Here is a 20,435-nt window from a genome sequence, read left to right as displayed (position 1 = left end):
GTTCAAAAATATAAATCCCTAAATTTTAAAAAAGGCCTTTCCATGAAAGGAAAGACCCTTTATCTGTATATATCCGCACATTTTCCCCCGTACGAGTTGTATTATAGCACTTCTCCTACTACTTGTCAGTCCTTTTTTTGGGACTAATAGCATAAACTTACCCCAAAAAGTAGGGCTTTAGCTTCGAAGAATACTCAGACCAGAGCCTTCATAGCGATGTCACTCCGGTTTTGTTTGCCCGGGAAGGTGATCTTTCCGGCACTGGCATATGCTGCTGTACGCGCTTCGGCAATCGTAGGCCCCATGCCTACAACTCCAAGCACACGGCCGCCGCTGGTTAACCAGCTGCCGTCCTCACCGCGCGCGGTTCCCGCATGGAAGACGAGTCCGTCCGTGTCCGCTTCAAGGCCGCTGATCGGCACACCCTTCGGATACGGACCGGGATAACCTTCAGAGGCGAGGACCACGCAGACTGCCGCCTCATCGCTCCATTCAATCTGGATATCCGCCAGTCTGCCTTCTGTAACAGCCAGAAAAATCTCCAGCAAATCGCTTTTCAGCCGGGGAAGAACGACCTGCGTCTCGGGATCACCGAAGCGGGCATTGAATTCTATCGTCTTCGGTCTGCCGTCCGGCGAGATCATAAGCCCTGCAAACAGCACGCCGCTGAACGGACGACCCTCAGCCACCATGGCTTTGGCTGTCGGCTCGATGATGGTCTCCACCGCTTCGCGGATAATAGCCTCATCGATATGCGGAAGCGGGGAGTATGTCCCCATGCCTCCCGTATTAGGGCCTTTATCGCCGTCGAATACCGGCTTATGGTCCTGCGCAGCCGCCATCGGACGCACCGTTTCGCCATCCACAAAGGCCAGAATCGACATTTCCTGCCCGGCAAGAAACTCCTCAATCACGACCTGTGCGCCCGCTTCACCGAACACCTTAGCCACCATGATATCCTGCAGAGCCGCCTCCGCTTCCTCACGGGAATACGCCACGGTCACACCTTTGCCTGCGGCCAGTCCGTCCGCCTTGATTACAATCGGCAGCTCCTGAGTACGCAGATAGGCAAGTGCAGCCCCGTAATCGCTGAACTTCTCATATGCCGCTGTCGGAATGCTGTACTTATGCAGCAGATCCTTCATGAAGGTCTTGCTGCCCTCGATTTCCGCTGCATTCTTCCGCGGGCCGAATACAGGAATTTCCTGCGCTTCGAATGCATCGACGATCCCCGCTGCCAGCGGATCATCCGGTCCGATCACGACAAGGCCGATCTCCCGTTCCTTGGCAAACGCGGTCAGCTTATCGAACTCGAATACACCGATCGGCACACATTCCGCAAGCTGCGCGATCCCGGCGTTGCCGGGTGCACAGTAGATTTTACCGGCCTTGGGGCTGCGGGTTAAGCTCCAGATGATCGCATGCTCCCGGCCGCCGCCGCCGACCACTAAAATATCCATTAGTATGAAACCCTCCCAGCGTTCTAGTGTTTGAAATGGCGAACGCCGGTGAAGACCATGGCAATGCCGTATTCATTAGCAACCTTAATGGATTCCTCGTCCTTAATCGACCCGCCCGGCTGAATAACTGCCGTAATACCAGCCTTGGCAGCCATCTCCAGTGTATCGCCCATCGGGAAGAAGGCATCGGAAGCCAGCACGGAGCCTTTGGATTTCTCTCCGGCCTGTTCAATCGCAATCTTAGCCGCGCCGACACGGTTCATCTGTCCTGCCCCTACGCCTACGGTCATATTATCAGCCGCCAGCACAATCGCGTTCGACTTCACATGCTTAACCACCTTCCAGCTGAAGAGCAGCTGCTTAAGCTCTTCTTCCGTCGGCTTGCGGTCGGTTACGACCTGCAGCTCTTCCGGATTCACGGAATGCACGTCACTTTCCTGCACGACCATTCCGCCTTCAATGGAGGTTACGACAAAGCTGGTTTTACGGGAAGCCGCCGTGCTGAGGTTGCCCAGCTTGAGCAGGCGGATATTCTTTTTCTTCATCAGGATTTCCAGTGCTTCTTCCGTGAAGCCCGGAGCCAGAACGATCTCAAGGAAAATATCCTTCAGCATATTAGCCGTATCTTCATCAATGATCCGGTTCGCCGCTACAATTCCGCCGAAGATGGAGGTTGGATCGGCATTGTATGCTTTTTGATAAGCCTCATATACACTCGCACCCACGCCTACGCCGCAAGGATTCATATGCTTAACAGCTACAACAGCCGGTTCTTCGAACTCTTTTACAATTTGAAGTGCTGCATTGGCATCGTTGATGTTGTTGTAGGACAGCTCCTTGCCGTGCAATTGCTCAGCAGCGGTGAGTGTATCCTGCGCAGCCAGCGGCTTGCGGTAGAACGCAGCCTTCTGGTGCGGGTTCTCCCCGTAACGCAGATCCTGGATTTTCTCGTAAGTGACCGTATAGCGTTCCGGCAGCGGTTCACCGGTTACATTCGCCAGATAATCAGCAATCAGGGCATCGTAAGCCGCCGTATGGCGGAAGACTTTGGCCGCAAGACGTTTGCGGGTTGCAAGGGTGGTATCTCCACCCGCACGAACTTCCTCAAGCACTGTAGCATAATCCGCCGCATCCACAACCACACTGACAAAAGCATGGTTCTTCGACGCCGAACGCAGCATCGTAGGTCCGCCGATATCGATGTTCTCGATAGCTTCTTCATACGATACATCCGGCTTGGCAATGGTTTCCGCGAAGGGATACAGATTCACCACTACGAGGTCGATGTAGTCAAGTCCAAGCTCGGTCATCTGCCGTGTGTGCTCTTCGTTATCACGAACCGCAAGGAGGCCGCTGTGTACAGCGGGATGCAGTGTTTTGACGCGTCCGTCCATAATTTCGGGGAAGCCCGTCACATCGGATATACCGATGACCGGAACGCCTTCTTTAGCCAGAAGTGTGCTGGTGCCGCCTGTGGAGATAATTTCTACGCCTAGTGCAGACAACTCGCGGCAAAAATCCACGATGCCCTGTTTGTCCGATACGCTGACCAGTGCTCTTTTGATACTCACTTTGAATAGTCCTCCTCTGGATTCACGCTAGAATAGGTTGTGGCTTATGATCGCAGGATCTGTGTCGCCGATTAGCCCGTGCTTATAACTTGAGTCTATAGTGTTTATAAAATAAGTGGATTTACGTCATTTAATTTCGGCTTGTTATCCGCCGGATAGAAATTAGTTGGAAATTGTCCATCTAAATGATGCCATATGCGCCTTAGAGCCTACAACGCCAAATTTAGTTGTACTTTATCCACTTACGTTTCGCGACCGCTGGTATTCAGACAAATTAAGTGGAGTGAATCCAACTGCTATATCGACATTAGCCAGCATGTCAGCAAATCCGCAATTTCGGCAATTTCAAACTGCTCAGCCTGCCAATCCGACATCTTGCAGACTTTGTGCAATATTTCCCGAGAAATATCAGAAGCAGCCGCACCTGCCTGTAATATATCTATTTGTGTCAGATCCGGCTCGTATCGCATCCTATTATTCGCCGATTGTTGTTATTCTTCCATTCAGTTCCACTCTGCCTGCTGCCAAAGCAGCCACCACTTCGGGATACAGCCCATATTCAACCTGGTGGATCCGTTCCGCCAGGGATTCGGCGGTATCTCCCGGTTTCACCTCAACGCTGCGCTGGGCAATAACCGGTCCGGTATCCATGCCTCCATCGACAAAATGCACCGTAACTCCCGTCAGCTTCACCCCGTACTCAAGGGCCTGACCGATCGCATCTTTACCGGCGAAGGCCGGCAAAAGCGACGGATGGATGTTGATGATCCGTCTGGCGTAAGGCTCAAGCAGCACAGATGAGATCAGCCGCATGTATCCGGCCAACACTATCAGCCCGATGTTCCGGCGCTGCAGCTCGGCAACAATTGCCGCCTCATACAGCTCACGGCCCGCGAAGTCCTTCGGCCGCAGCAGGAGGGCGGGAATTCCCGCTGCCTCCGCCCGCTGTGCCACAGGCGCTTCCGGCTTGTCCGAGACGAGCAGCTCAATGCTGCCCCCGCCAAGCTTCCCCTCCTGCTGCGCCTGGACCAGTGCGGTGAAATTGCTGCCCTGTCCCGAAGCAAATACAGCGATCCGGCTCCACTCCATCAGACTTCAGCTCCCGTAAAGGTAACCTTACGCTCACCCTCTGTTACAGTACCGATAAGGTAAGCTTCTTCTCCGCTCGCTTTCAGCAGCTCCAGCGCACGTTCTCCGTCCGCTTCAGCCACTACCAGTACCAGGCCAACACCCATGTTAAAAGTGGTGAACATATCGCGGTTGCTTACATTGCCTTTGCTCTGCATCAAGCCGAAGACCGGCTGAATCGGCCAGGAGCCGTAGTTAATCTCTACATTCACATTCTCCGGCAGGACGCGCGGGATGTTCTCGATGAACCCGCCTCCGGTAATATGAGCCATGCCCTTAACCGGAAGCTGTTCCAGCAGGGACAGCAGCGGCTTCACATAGATTTTGGTTGGAGCCAGCAGTACATCCACGAGCGGAGCGCCCAGCTCAGGCACTACATCGTTCAAGCCATAGCCGTCTTCCTCCAGCAGAAGCTTGCGCACGAGCGAGAATCCGTTGCTGTGGATACCGCTGGAAGCCAGGCCAATTACCGTGTCTCCCGGAGCAATGTCCGCTCCCGTTACCAGCTTCGCTTTGTCGGCAACGCCTACGGTAAATCCGGCGATATCGTACTCACCGGCCGAATACATACCCGGCATCTCGGCCGTTTCGCCGCCAATCAAGGCGCAGCCTGCCTGGTGGCAGCCTTCGGCGATACCGGCAACGATCGCCTCAATCTTCTCCGGCACTACCTTGTCGCAGGCCAGATAGTCGAGGAAGAACAGCGGCTCTGCGCCCTGCACTACGATGTCATTCACACACATGGCTACCGCATCGATGCCAATCGTGTCGTGGCGGTCCGCGGCGAACGCGATTTTGAGCTTCGTGCCTACGCCGTCCGTTCCCGATACGAGGACCGGCTCTTCGTACTTGTCCTTATTCAGGCCGAACAGTGCACCGAATCCGCCCAGCTCCGTCATCACTTCAGGACGGTATGTGCGCTTCACATGCTTCTTCATGCGTTCTACCGCTTCATTGCCAGCCGCAATATCCACTCCGGCGTTTTTATAAGCTTCCGACACTTTTGGACACCTCATTTAAATTAGTTTAGAGCGCGGGTTCGGGGCGGCAGGGCATTGAGTGTGGTTTGTGGATGTTATTGCGATGGATGTTTGGACTTCCGGTCGCTGTTATATTTGGATTTCCTTGATTTGAACTGCTGTCCGCGGTAGAAATCCAAATATAAAGGCGAACGCTGACGCTCCTACAGTTCCAAAATCCCTCTCCATAACTTCCAAACCACCAGGTCAAACCCGTGCCGCAAGCCGAAATTTCGCGCCTTGCACAGCAGCAATTGGTCGGCGCTGGGCTTCGCACAGCGCCTCCTAAGCGTACGAAGATAGTCGTCCCGCATCCTTAGTTTGCGACAGCAAACAGGACGGAAGCGGAGCTTTAAGCCCGGCGGCGGCTGTTTGTCACAGGAAGTCGTCGATTCCTCCGCTTTGCAGGGCATTGATCGGTTATCTTTTCATAAAATCCTGCACAGAATACAACATTTCGCTCATTAGATCGGCCCAAATCCGAAATTGTTGTACAAAATGCAGGATTTCACCCTTTTTAAGTCGCTTTTCCTGATTAAATGTTGTATTTGATACAACAATCCTCCCAAACACCCGCCTATCCAAGGACTCAAGTTGCAAAACATACAACATTTATTTCTACAGCGCTTATTAAAATGTCTTCATACTTCTAATACGAATCTAGTGTAAAGAATGGCGTATTCCGACAGGGATGTCCCACCTAGCACGAGCATCCGTCCTTCTCTTCCCCGCCGAAATCAACCTGCGTCGGGTAATCATTATCGAAGCAGGACAGGCATAGCCCGCCTTTGTAATTGTCACTATTATAGCCGCCGATGGACTGGATGAGTCCCTCCGGCGAGAGGAACGCAAGCGAGTCAGCATTGATCTCCTCACACATCTCGGCAATCGTCTTATAAGAGGCGATCAGCTCGCGGCGGTCAGGGGTATCGATGCCATAGAAGCACGGATTCTTGAACGGCGGCGAAGTAATCCGCACATGAACCTCGGCCGCTCCGGCCTCGCGCAGCAGGTTGACGATCCGGCGTGAGGTCGTGCCGCGCACGATGGAATCGTCGATCATGACTACGCGCTGGCCTTCCACAACGCGGCGCACGGCGCTGAGTTTCATCTTCACGCCTTGCTCGCGCAGCTCCTGGCTCGGCTGGATAAAGGTCCGGCCGGTGTACTTGTTCTTGATCAGACCAAGCTCATACGGGATGCCTGTCTGCTCGGCATAGCCGATAGCAGCGGAGATACTGGAATCCGGCACGCCGGTTACGATATCGGCATCCACGAAGGCTTCGAGCGCCATCCGGCTGCCCATCCGCTTGCGTGCGGAGTGCAGGTTGGAGCCGTTCAGATCGCTGTCCGGCCGTGCGAAGTAGATGTATTCCATCGCGCACAGCGCTTTGCGTTTAGGTTCTGCGAAGCGGTCTTCCCGGAAGCCGTCTTTATCCAGCACCAGCAGCTCGCCAGGCTCAATATCGCGCACAAGCTGAGCGCCAATGACTTCGAGCGCACAGGACTCGGAAGCGAAGACGTACGCCGTACCCAGCCGGCCCATTACGAGCGGACGGAGTCCGTGCGGATCAGAAGCAACAATCAGCTTGTCATTGGTCATCAGCAGGAAGGCGAACCCGCCAACCAGCTGCGCCAGGGCATCCTTGGTCGCTTCAACAAAATCCTTCTGCGAACGCGCGATCAAATGCGCCAGCACTTCGGTATCACTGGTGGTCTGGAAGATTGAACCGCCCTGCTCAAGCTGCTTGCGGATGAGCGGTTCGTTGACAATGTTGCCGTTCGTGGCAATCGCAAGATCACCGTCGCGGTATTTGAAGACCAGCGGCTGCGCATTGGTCAGCCGGCTGTCTCCGCTGGTCGAATAGCGCACATGTCCAATGGACATGTCCCCGATCAGCGAAGCAATCTTGTCTTTGTCGAAGACTTCCTTCACCAGGCCCATGCCGCGGTGATAGTTGAAGTCGCGTCCATCCGCTACGCAGATGCCCGCGCTCTCTTCCCCGCGGTGCTGCAGGGCATGCAGGCCGTAATAGGACATGGAAGCGGCTTCCGGGTGTCCGAAGACCCCGAAGACGCCGCATTCTTCTTTTAATGTGTCAAAAATATCTCCCGAGCCCGTTCCTTCGTTGTAAAAGTCGCCGGTCCACAGGATAGGGGCTTCCTGCTCTTTCCCGGTCTTTATTTCATAAGACATGGAATAGCATCCTCCCAAATGGTCTTGAGTTCAGTAACTGCTTCATCAAGTGCAGACGCGCCGTCCAATGCAACACGCAGGCGGTCTCCGCCGACGGTTCCAATAATCTCTACAGGCACGCCATATGCGGCAACCGCTGCTTTCAGTTCTTCCGCACGGTCAGGTGCCGAAGTCAGGATAATCCGGGATTGGCTCTCGCTGAACAGCGCCACATCAGGGCGCAATCCGCCAGCAGACAGCTCAATATTGGCTCCGGTTTTGCCGCTGATGCAGCTTTCTGCCAGTGCTCCGGCCAGGCCGCCTTCGGACAGGTCATGCGCCGAGCGGACCAGCCCGCTGCGGATCGCAGCAAGTACGGAATCCAGCAGCTTGCGTTCAGTGGCCAGATCGAGTTCCGGCGGACGTCCTTCGGTCACACCGTGAACAGCATACTGGAATTCGCTGCCGCCCAGCTCTGCTTTCGTAACACCGAGCAGCAGAATCGCATCGCCTTCCTGCTTGAAGGCCTGAGTTGTAATATGATCGGTATCCTCCACGAGACCTACCATGCCGACAACCGGTGTCGGGTAGATGGCTCCTGAAGCATTTTCATTGTATAGGCTGACGTTACCGCCAATTACAGGGGTATCAAGCACACGGCAGGCTTCAGCCATGCCGTCTACCGCACGTTCCATCTGCCAGAAGATTTCCGGCTTCTCCGGACTGCCGAAATTCAGGTTGTCCGTAATTGCCAGCGGCAGAGCACCGGAACAGACAATGTTACGTGCGGCTTCGCTGACGGCAATCCGTCCGCCCACTTCAGGATCGAGATACACATAACGTCCGTTACAGTCCGTAGTCATAGCTAGACCTTTGCGAGTACCGTGGATGGTTACCACTGCCGCATCGGAACCCGGACGAACGGCCGTGCTGGTCCGAACCATATAATCATATTGGTTGTATACCCATGCTTTGCTGGCTACTGTAGGTGATCCTAGTACGGTGCGCAGAGCGCCGCCCAGATCGGTTACTTCTTCATAGCGGAGCGTATCAACCGATGCATTTTCTTCATAGTACGCAGGAACTGCTGATGGTTTGTTGTAGATCGGACATTCATCAACCAGAGCCGTTACCGGCATGTCGCCGACAACTACACCGTGATGGAACAGCTTCAGCCGGCCGTCATCCGTTACCTTACCCACTTTGCGGCAGATGACGCCCCAGCGGTCGAAGATTTCCTGTGCCTGCGCTTCATCCTTAGGCTCAACTACGAACAACATCCGCTCCTGGGATTCCGAGAGCATCATTTCATATGGAGTCATGCCGTCTTCGCGCTGCGGCACCTGATCCAGATACAGCTCCAGACCGTTGCCCGCTTTGCTCGCCATTTCAGCACTGGAGCAGGTAAGTCCGGCTGCGCCCATATCCTGAATACCGAGGACGATGCCGCTGTCGATCAGCTCCAGACAAGATTCCATAACCAGCTTCTCCATGAATGGATCGCCAACCTGGACTGCCGTCCGCTTCGCTTCAGACTCTTCGCTAAGCTCAACCGAGGCGAACGTCGCACCATGAATGCCGTCACGGCCTGTAGGAGGACCCACGTAGAACACGGGATTGCCAACCCCTTTGGCGACACCGCGCTGGATTTTATCATGATCAATCAGCCCCACACACATTGCATTAACAAGCGGATTGCCGTCATAGCTGTCGTCGAACATAATTTCCCCGCCGACGGTAGGGATGCCGATACAGTTGCCGTAGCCTGCGATACCGGACACAACATGCTCGAACAAATATTTTACCCGGTCGCTCTCCAGCTTCCCGAAACGCAGGGAGTTCAGCAGCGCCACCGGTCTTGCCCCCATGGAGAAAATATCGCGGATAATCCCGCCCACCCCGGTCGCCGCGCCCTGATAAGGCTCAACTGCCGACGGGTGGTTGTGGCTCTCGATCTTGAAGACTACCGCCTGGTTGTCTCCGATATCAACGATACCTGCGCCTTCGCCCGGTCCCATCAGCACCTTCGGCCCGCTAGTCGGGAAACGGCTGAGCAGCGGCTTCGAGTTCTTATAGGCACAGTGCTCGGACCACATTACGCTGAACACACCGATTTCTGTATAGTTAGGCTTACGTCCCATGAAGGAAGTAATGAGCTCATATTCGCTGTCCGATACACCGAACTGACTGTAGATTTTCTGCTCCGCGATCTGCTCTGCGGTCGGCTCCTTAGCGGATACTTGCTGCGTCATAACGATCCCTCCACGATGTAAGAATGGATGTGAACATCCGTTTGCCGTCTTCCGAACCAAGCAGGCTGTTCGCTGCACGTTCCGGGTGAGGCATCATACCAACCACATTGCCTGCTACATTGCTGACTCCGGCGATATCGGCGACTGAACCGTTCGGGTTGTCGCTGTATGTGAATACGATCTGATTATTTGCTTTTAATTCAGCTAAAGTCTCTTCATCACAGTAGTAATTGCCTTCCCCATGCGCGATTGGAATGACGATCTCTTCATCCTTCGCATAGTCAATAGTAAACGGGGTTGTGTTATTCACGACCTTAAGCACCGTGTCATGACAGCGGAACTTCATCGACATGTTGCGGCGCAGCGCGCCCGGCAAGAGGCCCGCTTCGGTCAGGATTTGGAACCCGTTGCAGATGCCGAGCACGAATTTGCCCTGCTCCGCAGCTTTGGCTACTTCCGCCATAACCGGAGCAAACCGGGAAATCGCGCCACAGCGCAGATAGTCACCATAAGAGAAGCCGCCCGGCACGAGAATGCAGTCATAAGCCGACAGATCCGTCGCCGTATGCCACACATAATCCACTGGTTCACCGAGGCTGTCTTCTACTGCCTTGTAGCAGTCAATGTCACAATTGGAGCCTGGAAAGACAAGTACCGCAAATTTCATGACTTTTAGTCCTCCAATTCGTAGCGGTAATCCTCGATCACCGTGTTGGCCAGCAGCTTCTCGCACATATCCTTGAGGCGTCCTTCCGCTTCAGCGCGGTTATCGGTATCGAGGGTCAGCTCCATATATTTGCCGATACGCAGACTTTCAACTTCCTGAAAACCTACGGAATGCAGCGCCCCTTGCACGGCTACACCTTGGGGATCGAGCACGCTTTTCTTGATGGTGACGTAGACTGTCGCTTTTAACATACGCTTGTAGTTCCTCCTAAAATTTAATGAGCTGGACTGGGTACCTGGAATGAAAACTTACCGTAATTCAACATTACAACAATGTGCTAACCTCTAACGGTGAGCTGCAACAACTCACTTCACTGCTGACAGCTAACTTAACTGCATAATGTACAGCTATTCTCTCAATGACTCCTGCAAAATCAGCTTTAGTTGCATTTCATACAGCTATTTCTAAGGAAATCTGCGTTTCAGGCCGTCTCGCTTATTTTTAGTTGTACCAGATACAGTTAAAGAGCAAATGGCATCTTTTTCGGGCAAAATAACTGCAGAGAATACAATTAAAAGTTAGCTGCAGCTGGTCGGAACAGGAGCATCAGATAATCTATAAGGACTTTCCGGTAAGGCGGTGATAAATATCCAGGTACCGGCGTGAGGTCTCTTCCACCACTTCAACCGGCAGCGGGTCCGGTGTACTGTTCTTGTCCCACGAGGATGCCGAAAGGTAAGTCCGTACAGGCTCCTTATCCATGCTATCGATCTCGATATCCAGCGCGTATTTGTCCTTAGCCCAGAAACGGGAAGCATCCGGTGTGAAAATCTCGTCGATCAGAATGACCTTACCGTCCAGCAGCCCGAACTCGAATTTGCAATCGGCGAGGATGATGCCGCGGTCTTTACAATATTCTCTGGCAAAAGCGAACAGCTTCAGGCTCTTCTCCTTCAGCTCCAGCGCAAGCTCTGCGCCAATTAACTCCTGCATCTGCTCAAAAGGGATATCCTCATCATGGCCGACATCATTCTTGGCCGCCGGCGTAAAGATCGGCTCGGTCAGCACCGCATTCTTGCGCAGCCCTTTGGGAAGCTCGATGCCGTTCACTTTGCCGGTCTCCTGATACTGCCGCCAGCCGCCGCCGGTAATGCAGCCGCGCACGACACATTCGATATCAATCCGCTGTGCTTTGCGGACCACCATGATGCGGTTCTTCAGCGCTTCGCGGTCCCGTACAATATCTCCGAGCCGGTCCACATCGATGTGAACTACATGGTTCTCAATGAGCTCCTTGGTCTGGCCAAACCAGAAGGCGCTGAGCCGGTTCAGCACATTGCCTTTGTCCGGCACCGCCGGGTCCAGCACATAATCAAATGCGGAAATGCGGTCCGTAACGACAATCAGTACCTCATCCCCCAAATCGTACAGCTCACGAACCTTACCTTTGTAGAGCAGCGGTGCATTTACGAGTTCCACGGCAGTGGATACGGCCGTTGATGTCATGACCTTTCCTCCCTTGAACAAATGATCTTGCTTATATTTGGGCTAAAAGCGCAGGGACGCTTTGTTTCCTTCGCTTCGCACCAAAGGAATTGAAAGCTCCTTCGGGTTAATAGTGTCACTGCGGGGAATTTTGGACTTCCGATCGCTGTTATGTTTGAATTTCCTGATTTGAACCGCCGGCTGCGGTAGAAATCCAAACATAAAGGCGAACGCTAAAGCTTCTACAGTTCCAAAATTCCTCTCCGTTCCTCCTTTAACCCTAATACCTAATCTTATTCCCCTGTTGCTACGCTTCCCGGGAACAAAACTCCCCATCGCTCCGCCCATCTCTTCTCCAGCTCATCAGTTCACCACTGACTCACCTTTTTTAATTAGATAAGCTCAAGTTTGCGGAAGATGGTGTCCACATGCTTGAGGTGCCAGGAAGGATTGAACGCATCCTCGATCTCTTCCGGACTTAGCACGGCTGTGATTTCCGGTGTAGCTTCAACGATGTCACGGAACTGGGTTTGTTCCTCCCAGGCCTGCATCGCCCGCGGCTGCACGGTGTCGTAAGCCTGCTCGCGGCTGAAGCCTTTGTCGATCAGCTTCGTCAGGATGCGGCCGGAGAACGGTACGCCGAAGGTGCGGTTCATGTTGCGCTTCATATTGTCCGGGAACACAGTCAGGTTCTTCACGATGTTGCCGAAGCGGTTCAGCATATAGTTCAGCAGCATAGTCGCGTCCGGCAGGATGATCCGTTCTACCGAGGAATGCGAGATATCACGTTCATGCCACAGCGGCACGTTCTCGTAAGCTGTAACCATATGCCCGCGGATCACGCGGGACAGGCCGGAGATGTTCTCGCAGCCAATCGGGTTGCGCTTATGCGGCATCGCGGACGAACCTTTTTGACCTTTGGCAAAAGCTTCTTCCACCTCGCGGATCTCACTCTTCTGCAACGCGCGGATCTCGGTAGCGAACTTGTCCAGCGAAGTGGCAACCAGTGCCAGCGCCGCCATGTATTCAGCGTGACGGTCACGCTGCAGTGTCTGCGTGGAGATCGGTGCCGGGCTGGTGCCCAGCTTGCGGCAGACAAATTCTTCGACGAACGGGTCGATGTTGGCATAGGTGCCGACTGCCCCGGAGATTTTGCCGAATTGTACGCCGTTAGCGGCATGACGGAAACGCTCCAGATTGCGCTTCATTTCCTCATACCACAGCGCCATCTTGAGGCCGAAAGTCGTCGGCTCGGCGTGTACGCCATGGGTGCGCCCCATCATCGGAGTATCTTTGTAGGCTACTGCTTTATCTTTTAGAATCTCAATGAACCGGATAATGTCTTGCTCCAGAATTTCGTTGGCCTGACGCAGCAGATAGCCGAGCGCCGTGTCGACAACGTCTGTGGAGGTCAGTCCGTAATGCACCCATTTGCGTTCTGCGCCCAGGCTCTCCGATACTGCACGGGTAAAAGCAATAACATCATGACGTGTTTCCTGCTCGATTTCATCAATCCGCGCGATGTCGAATTTGGCATCCTTGCGCAGCTTCGCGGCATCCTCATGCGGGATGACTCCCAGCTCGGCCCAAGCCTCGCAGGCGCAAATTTCAACTTCCAGCCACGCGTTGAATTTATTTTCTTCGGTCCAAATGGCCCGCATCTCAGGTCTGCTGTAACGTTCGATCATAGCTTGTCAGTTCCTCCAAAGGTTAGTTTGCTCTACCCAGGCCAGGCCGTCTCCGGTGTCCTTGCAGAGCAGGTTGATATGGCCCATCTTGCGGCCGGTCTTGCTCTCAGTCTTGCCATATATATGAAGCTTAGGAGATACCCCAAGCTTGTTTGCTTCTTCATCCGTGCTGCAGGCCGCCTGAATGGCGCCCTCCAAATGCTGGCCAAGCACATTCACCATGACTACAGGTGTAAGCAGCGTAGTATCGCCCAGCGGCAGATTGCAGATCGCCCGCACATGCTGCTCGAACTGTGAGGTTACGCAGGCGTCCATCGTGTAATGCCCGGAGTTATGCGGACGCGGAGCGAGCTCGTTGACGAACAGCTCTCCGTCCTCTGTCACGAACATCTCCACGGCCAGCAGTCCTACGGCATCCATGCCGGACACAATCTGCTCGGCCAGCTCACAGGCCCGCCGCTGAATCTCCTCCGGCACCCTGGCGGGTACAATCGAGAGATGCAGGATATTGTCCACATGGATGTTCTCTGCGGGCGGGAAGCTCTTGACCTCACCGGATGCGCTGCGGGCGGCAATGACGGAAATTTCGCATTTGAAAGCGATGAATTTCTCCAGCACCAGCTCCGGTACGTTGACGGATTCTGCCCCAGCGGCCGTTCCCGGCGCTACCTGCCGGAACGCCGCTTCCAGCTCTTCCGGCTGGCGGATGACGGCTTGTCCCTTGCCGTCGTACCCCCCTGTGGCTGTCTTCAGCACACAGGGCAGGCCCAGGCCGGCAGCCGCGGCTTCAAGCTCCGCCAGGCTGCCGACCTTGCGGTACGGGGCAACGGGCACGCCCGCCGCCTCGATTGCCGCCTTCTCGCGCAGCCGGTGCTGCGTCGTATACAGCAGCGCGCTGCCCTGCGGCACGTACGATTCCTCCGTCAGCAGCGCGGCTACGCCCGCATCGACGTTCTCGAACTCGTACGTGATGACGTCCGCGCGCTGCGCCAGCTCACGCGCCGCGTCCCGGTCGTTATACGCCGCGGTAATCTGCGGCGTAACCTGCCCGCAGGGCGCATCCTTTGCTGGGTCCAGCGCCACGAAGCGGTAGCCCATGGCGCTGCCGGACAGCGCCATCATGCGCCCGAGCTGCCCGCCGCCGAGCACGCCGATCGTCGCGCCGGGCAGCAGCGTCCGCGGCGCCTGCCCGCCAGCTTCAGCCTGCCCGGCCTCCAACTCCTCCGGCCTCATAACGTCTCGCTGCTTTCCAGCACTTCGCTCTGGATCGCCTCACGCCGCAGCTCCACCATCCGCTGCACCTCCGGCTCGAAAGCGCCGATGATCTGCGCAGCCAGCAGGCCGGCATTGACAGCACCGGCCCGGCCGATGGCTACCGTGGCCACCGGGATGCCCGCCGGCATCTGCACAATCGACAGCAGTGAGTCCAGGCCGTTCAACGCCTTCGACTGCACCGGAACGCCGATAACCGGCAGAAGGGTTTTGGCTGCCACCATACCCGGCAGATGCGCCGCGCCGCCCGCTCCGGCGATAATCACCTTCAGGCCGCGCTCTACCGCTTCTTCGGCATAACGGAACATGAGATCCGGTGTGCGGTGCGCCGAGATGACTTTTTTCTCATAAGACACGCCCAGCTCCTCAAGCACTGCACATGTATGCTCCATAGTTTCATAGTCCGATTTGCTGCCCATAATGACACCTACTTGCACAGACATTGTTCACCCAGCCCTTCCGATTCCCGTTATAGATAATCCTTTGATTTAAGTGTGTCCCATTTCCCTCAAGTTTCCCATATATCCGAAAAAAATAGCCCGGATTCCAGACGCATTTTGCTGCGGGTGGACCCGGACTACTAAGGAACTAGGAGAGTACTGGACCGGCATCTGCAAATACAGGCAGGCGCAAGGCACACCGCCCCTGTATACGCGGCGGCTTCTGCTGGCCGTTCCAGTTATCCTATTTCCTCGTAGTCCGGCAATTTACGGTTACCGGGTAGAAACTTCCGGGCCCTATTCCCGGTTTTATACGAGCTCTTCATAGGTTCAGTTTAACAATGCCCTACACATCGTGTCAACTTAAACACGAACATTGTCATATCATGTCTCTCAAATGTTCGCTTTTGGGCACATTTAATTTTCTTATTCCTGCTAATCCGCCCATCTCCGCAGAAAAAAAGGGGAACGCCTCAGCGCTCCTCTACAAGTAACTCTATTATTTAACAACCAGCACCGGAATGCGCGCGCTCTGCACTACATTGTGGCTGACGCTGCCCAGAACGAACTCCCGGATTCCGCCGAGCCCGCGGCTGCCGATCACGATGACATCCACCGTGTGCTCTTTGGCATAAGCCAGAATCACTTCAGCAGGCGAGCCCTGCAGCAATTCTACAGTAGCGTTCAGACCTTCGGCTTCCAGCCGGCTTTTCACTTCATCCGTAGTCTGGACCGCGAGGTCATAATAATCCTTGTTCACTGATGCCGGCAGAGGCGCGAGAGCTTCCCCGATGAAGAACCGCGGGAATTCAAATGCGTGTACGACGTACAGGGAGGACCCTGGAGTTACCTTGGCCAGTTCAATTGCACGTTCCAATGCCTGATTGGAAGCCTTCGAACCGTCATAGGCTAGCAAAATTTTAGAGAATAACATATACGCCACCTCTTTCTATTGTGTACAGCCTTAGCCTAACTACAAGAGACTTAACTCAAAAAATATCCATACAGCAGGACATTCAGCAGCAGCAGCAGCGGAATTCCGATCCTGAAGGAAGTATGCCTCGTCTTGTGGCGCTTGCGGTACATGGCAATCAGCACACCCAGCGCGCCGCCCATGAACGCCAGCAGAAACAGTGTTTTCTCCGGCACCCGATCCCGTCTTTTGCGGGCCTTGTTCTTGTCTTCCGACATCACCACATACCCGATAATATTGATCAGAGCGAACCACAGCAATACAACCTTGACCATCCTTCCGGCCCCTCCTCCTTGCATCCTATCTACTCTCTATTATATTACCCTTTCCGGCAAAAAACCAATAAGTTCCCCCACAAAGTGAGGTTTTGGCGCAGGTGATCACTCAGGTACTTTGCGGGGACCCCTTCCTTTACAATAAACCTAACCCTACCTGCCAAGTATCCGCCGCTTTTGTCTGCTCCCTGTGCCCGGTTCCCCGGCCTCTCGGATCCATATCCAGGACAACACTGCAGCAAGCAGCGCCGCAATTCCGCCAAGCCAGAACCCGCCGGTCAGACCATACGCCGCACTCATCCATCCCGCAACAAATGGCCCCCCTGACATCCCTATGGCGTATACAGCCTGATAGAAGCCCATAGCCGTTGCCCGTTTGAACGGAGCGACTCCCGACACCGATTTACCCAGCAGCAGCGGAAAAATAAGACCCTGCATGAAGCCGTTCCCAATCTGCGTTGCACAGAGAGCGGCTAGAGTAGGCATAGATGGAATCAGCAGCGTGAATACCGCACTCCCGGCAAAACCCAGCATTAACGTTCCCCGGTCTCCGAGCCATTTGCCGAACAGACGTGAGCCGTACAGTGTGGCAATCGCATGCGGCAGCATGAAAGCCAGCGTCAGCCAGCCGAGGCTCTCTTTGCTCGCTCCAATATCCAGCGCCTGATTCGGCGTATAGCCGAACATCGTAATGAACAGCACACAATGTGCCAGCACGGACAGCAGCGAGACTTTAACCAGCAGCGGTTCACGGACTACTCCGGCAAGATCTTTAATCTGAATCGCATTCCGTTTCTCCTGCTTCTGTTCAGGCAGACGCAGTGCAAGCAGCAGCGCCGCTGCCGCCACAATCCCGCCGATAATAAACGGAGTGTTCCAGCCCCAGTGATCTACCATATAGCCGCTGATCATCATACTGGTCAATTGGGCAATAACCGTCGTGAACTGCAGCATACCCATGGCTTTACCCGCTTCTTCTTTCGGAAAATACCCTGCGAACATCACCGAGTACACGACCCACGCGGAAGCTGCAATCCCCGAGACCGCACGTGCGGCCAGCGCCCAGCCCGGATGTGCACCAGCCAGGAATAATAGACAGCTCGCTCCGCTGGCGATCAGCCCCAGATAAATAAACGGCCGCCGCCGGTTAAGATAATCTGACCCGATACCAATCGGCAGACGGAACAGAATCTGCATCAGGCCGTATACGCCCAGCACCGCTCCAACCATGACATATGAGGCTCCCAGATGCTCCACATACGGAGACAATACAGGTACATAGATATAAGAAGAGAACCAGAACATAAAGACAATCACCAAAAAGAAAAACCGGCTGCCTCCCCTCTTGCCAGAGCCTTGTACCGATTGGACTTCACCTTCTAATTGCTTAGCCGCCGCCACTTCATCACCCGCTCCACTATATTTGCCGGAACCCTAACAGCCCTGTCCAGCTTCAATCTCCTAAGTAAAACATATCTGCCGCCCCTTGGACAGCCTTCGTAAAGTAACATTACACTTAAATCTGCATTTATACACCAGCCAGATCCGCCATTCCCATAAACACAACAAAACCACCGATTAACCGGCAGTCTTGTTGTTCCCGAAGCATTCCCTCCCTGGAAGGGAAATTAACTTCTATATAACAGAGCATAGAATAAGCATGCTAATTACGTTAACTAGTCTTACTTTTATATATCTCAAATCTTGGACTCGCTCACGCCCATACAGCTCCAAACTCCACCCTATCTTCTCCCGTTTCTGCTACTCACTTCATTTAATGCACTTTTGCCCTTACACTTTTGGCTATTTTATTTTCCCTTCTGCTTGGCTTCCATCGCTGCCTTCAGCAATTCACCAAGGTTAGAGCCGCCAGCGCTTTCCGGCTTGCTGTACTGCTGAACCAGCTTCTGCTGCTCGCGTTTGTTGATATGCTTGTGGTCGTTATCCATGGTCTCTGTGATTCCGCAGCCGAGGCACTGCACATACATCCCGGCCTTGCCTTCTTTAAGCTCCATCTTCTTATGGCACTGCGGACAGCGGCGGTTCGACAGCTGCTTCTCACCTGCACGGGTGTAGCCACAGTCCTCTTTGGGGCAGACCAGCAGCTTGCCGCGCTTGGTCTTCTTCTCCAGCATTCTTGTCCCGCATTCCGGACAATGGCTGTTAGAGACATTATGCGGCTTGTATTCCGCTCCGCTATTCTTAACCCCGGACACCAGCTCCTGTGCCATAGTACGGATGCCCTGCAGAAAAGGCTCCGGACGCCCTTGCCCGCGGGCGATCTTCTCCAGCTCCGCTTCCCAGCGCGCCGTCAGCTCCGGTGTGCGCAGCTGTCCTGACACTAAACCGATCAGCTGTTTCCCTTTGCCGGTCGGATGCAGCAGATTGCCCTGCCGCTCAATCGTATCCGAACTGACCAGCTTCTCGATAATATCCGCACGGGTTGCCGGCGTACCTAGCCCGTACTTCTCCATCTGTGTCAGCAGCGAAGCTTCATTATAACGCTTCGGCGGCTGCGTCCGCCCGGGCTTAATGATGCAGCGCTCAATCTTCACACTGTCACCTTCACGCAGCTCCGGCAGCTTCACGCTGCCCGCTGCCGGTTCGTCAGCTAAGCTCTCCTCTTCATCATCCGAGCTCATGTCCCCGCCATAGACTTCACGCCAGCCCGCGTCCTTAACCGTGGTTCCTTTAACCTGGAAGGTTTCCCCCTCCACGCTCACCGTCACAGCCACTGCATCATAACGTGCCGGAGGGTAGAACAGGCTGATGAACCGCCGTACAATCAGATCATAGAGCTTCCGCTCTTCTGCACTGAGTAGATTAAGCAGCACCGTCTGCTCTGTAGGAATAATCGCGTGATGGTCACTGACCTTACTGTCATCGACAATTCGTTTGGTAACCGGCAGCGGTTTGCGCAGTAGCGGTCTAGCTAGGGCCGCATACGGTCCAACTGCCACGCTGTCCAATCTTTCTTTTAGCGTACCCGTCATATCGGCAGTCAGGTAGCGGCTGTCCGTACGCGGATAAGTAACCAGCTTATGCTGTTCATACAGCTTTTGCAGCAGGCCTGAGGTTTGTTTAGCTGAGAAACCAAATTTGCGGTTCGCATCCCGCTGCAGCTCTGTCAGGTCATAGGCCAGCGGATGGGGTTCACTTTTCTCGCTTTTGTGGACCTTGGTAATCCGTCCGCTGCGGCCGGTCAGCTTATCCTTCAGAATACCCGTCTTGTCTCTGTCAAAAATCCGGCCGTCCCCGCCCGGCGCACGCCATCCCGCCTGGAAATTGCCGAAGTCGGCTGTAAGCAAGTCGTACTCCTGGGAACGGAAGCCGGTAATTTCATTCTCCCGGTCCATAATCATGCCAAGCGTAGGTGTCTGTACACGCCCTGCCGAGAGCGGCGCACCGAACTTACAGGTTAAAGCGCGCGTCACATTCAGCCCGATCATCCAATCCGCCTCTGCGCGGCAGCGGGCAGACTCATATAAGCGGTCGAAGTCCTTGCCCGGACGAAGCGCGGCGAAGCCTTCCTTAATTGCCTTATCCGTCTGCGAGGAGATCCACAGCCGCCGGAACGGCTTTTTCCACCCAGCCATGTTCATAATCCAGCGCGCCAATAGCTCTCCCTCACGCGCAGCATCCGTCGCAACGATCAGCTCTTCAATATCCTGCCGTTTCATCAGCTGCTGCACCGCTTTGTATTGCTGGCTGGTCTCCCTTAGCACCTTCAGCTTGGCCTTCTCCGGAAGAATCGGCAAATCCTCCAATGCCCAGGTAGCATATTTATTGTTATAGTCCTCAGGCTCAGCCAGGCCAACCAGATGACCCAGAGCCCAGGTAACCACATATTTCGGACCTTCCATATAGCTCTTTTGCTTATTTCCGCAGCCCAGTACCCGGGCAATCTCCCGGGCAACCGATGGCTTCTCCGCCAGTACCAGTACCTTCATAATTCTCTCCCCTCCATATCAACAACCTATTATACCACGGGATAAAAGACAGCAAATATCATCAGGCTGATTTCATTTC

The 20,435-nt window shown here is 54.5% G+C and carries 16 protein-coding genes and 1 riboswitch; all 16 genes read right to left on the bottom strand.

Going from position 1 to position 20,435, the window contains the following annotated elements:
• Positions 1-194: 194 nt before the first annotated feature.
• Positions 195-1,460, bottom strand: a complete 1,266-nt coding sequence (gene purD, locus PBOR_RS03375) for a phosphoribosylamine--glycine ligase (RefSeq protein WP_042210466.1) — start codon at positions 1,458-1,460, stop codon at positions 195-197.
• A 23-nt stretch (positions 1,461-1,483) separates the two neighbouring features.
• Entirely contained in the window at positions 1,484-3,031 is a 1,548-nt protein-coding gene (purH, locus tag PBOR_RS03370; RefSeq protein WP_042210465.1) for a bifunctional phosphoribosylaminoimidazolecarboxamide formyltransferase/IMP cyclohydrolase, read from the bottom strand.
• A gap of 474 nt (positions 3,032-3,505) precedes the next feature.
• The gene (gene purN, locus PBOR_RS03365) at positions 3,506-4,120 is read right to left on the bottom strand and encodes a phosphoribosylglycinamide formyltransferase (RefSeq protein WP_042210463.1); all 615 of its coding nucleotides are present in this window, start codon (positions 4,118-4,120) and stop codon (positions 3,506-3,508) included.
• The gene (purM, locus tag PBOR_RS03360; protein WP_042210462.1) at positions 4,120-5,160 is read right to left on the bottom strand and encodes a phosphoribosylformylglycinamidine cyclo-ligase; all 1,041 of its coding nucleotides are present in this window, start codon (positions 5,158-5,160) and stop codon (positions 4,120-4,122) included. The genes purN and purM overlap by 1 nt, the downstream gene beginning before the upstream one ends.
• A gap of 718 nt (positions 5,161-5,878) precedes the next feature.
• Positions 5,879-7,375, bottom strand: coding sequence for an amidophosphoribosyltransferase (gene purF, locus PBOR_RS03350; RefSeq protein WP_042218864.1), 1,497 nt, complete (start codon positions 7,373-7,375; stop codon positions 5,879-5,881).
• Positions 7,360-9,606, bottom strand: a complete 2,247-nt coding sequence (gene purL / locus PBOR_RS03345; protein ID WP_042210459.1) for a phosphoribosylformylglycinamidine synthase subunit PurL — start codon at positions 9,604-9,606, stop codon at positions 7,360-7,362. The genes purF and purL overlap by 16 nt, the downstream gene beginning before the upstream one ends.
• Positions 9,584-10,273, bottom strand: coding sequence for a phosphoribosylformylglycinamidine synthase subunit PurQ (gene purQ, locus PBOR_RS03340; RefSeq protein ID WP_042210457.1), 690 nt, complete (start codon positions 10,271-10,273; stop codon positions 9,584-9,586). Before purQ ends, purL begins: the two co-directional genes overlap by 23 nt.
• Before the next feature lie 5 nt (positions 10,274-10,278).
• Positions 10,279-10,524, bottom strand: coding sequence for a phosphoribosylformylglycinamidine synthase subunit PurS (gene purS / locus PBOR_RS03335; RefSeq protein WP_039298247.1), 246 nt, complete (start codon positions 10,522-10,524; stop codon positions 10,279-10,281).
• 364 nt (positions 10,525-10,888) lie between these two features.
• Complete coding sequence (locus PBOR_RS03330) at positions 10,889-11,779, bottom strand: phosphoribosylaminoimidazolesuccinocarboxamide synthase (RefSeq protein WP_042210455.1); 891 nt, start codon at positions 11,777-11,779, stop codon at positions 10,889-10,891.
• A 371-nt stretch (positions 11,780-12,150) separates the two neighbouring features.
• The gene (gene purB / locus PBOR_RS03320; RefSeq protein WP_042210452.1) at positions 12,151-13,446 is read right to left on the bottom strand and encodes an adenylosuccinate lyase; all 1,296 of its coding nucleotides are present in this window, start codon (positions 13,444-13,446) and stop codon (positions 12,151-12,153) included.
• Positions 13,447-13,452: 6 nt separating this feature from the next.
• Positions 13,453-14,679: a 5-(carboxyamino)imidazole ribonucleotide synthase gene (gene purK, locus PBOR_RS03315; RefSeq protein ID WP_042210451.1), complete on the bottom strand. Its 1,227-nt coding sequence runs from the start codon at positions 14,677-14,679 to the stop codon at positions 13,453-13,455.
• Positions 14,676-15,161 carry a 5-(carboxyamino)imidazole ribonucleotide mutase gene (gene purE / locus PBOR_RS03310; RefSeq protein WP_042210450.1) on the bottom strand — a complete coding sequence of 162 codons (486 nt, stop codon included), beginning with the start codon at positions 15,159-15,161 and terminating at the stop codon, positions 14,676-14,678. The genes purK and purE overlap by 4 nt, the downstream gene beginning before the upstream one ends.
• 232 nt (positions 15,162-15,393) lie before the next feature.
• Positions 15,394-15,495: riboswitch (purine riboswitch) on the bottom strand.
• Between the two features lie 162 nt (positions 15,496-15,657).
• Positions 15,658-16,092: a universal stress protein gene (locus PBOR_RS03305; RefSeq protein WP_042133392.1), complete on the bottom strand. Its 435-nt coding sequence runs from the start codon at positions 16,090-16,092 to the stop codon at positions 15,658-15,660.
• A gap of 50 nt (positions 16,093-16,142) precedes the next feature.
• Positions 16,143-16,406, bottom strand: coding sequence for a DUF1294 domain-containing protein (locus PBOR_RS03300; RefSeq protein WP_042210449.1), 264 nt, complete (start codon positions 16,404-16,406; stop codon positions 16,143-16,145).
• 153 nt (positions 16,407-16,559) lie between these two features.
• Entirely contained in the window at positions 16,560-17,807 is a 1,248-nt protein-coding gene (locus PBOR_RS03295; protein WP_052429310.1) for an MFS transporter, read from the bottom strand.
• Positions 17,808-18,214: 407 nt separating this feature from the next.
• Complete coding sequence (locus PBOR_RS03290) at positions 18,215-20,356, bottom strand: DNA topoisomerase III (protein ID WP_042210448.1); 2,142 nt, start codon at positions 20,354-20,356, stop codon at positions 18,215-18,217.
• Positions 20,357-20,435 lie beyond the last annotated feature (79 nt).

Source organism: Paenibacillus borealis, from assembly GCF_000758665.1.
Taxonomy (GTDB): domain Bacteria; phylum Bacillota; class Bacilli; order Paenibacillales; family Paenibacillaceae; genus Paenibacillus_AQ; species Paenibacillus_AQ borealis.
This window is presented reverse-complemented; position numbering and strand designations above follow the sequence as displayed.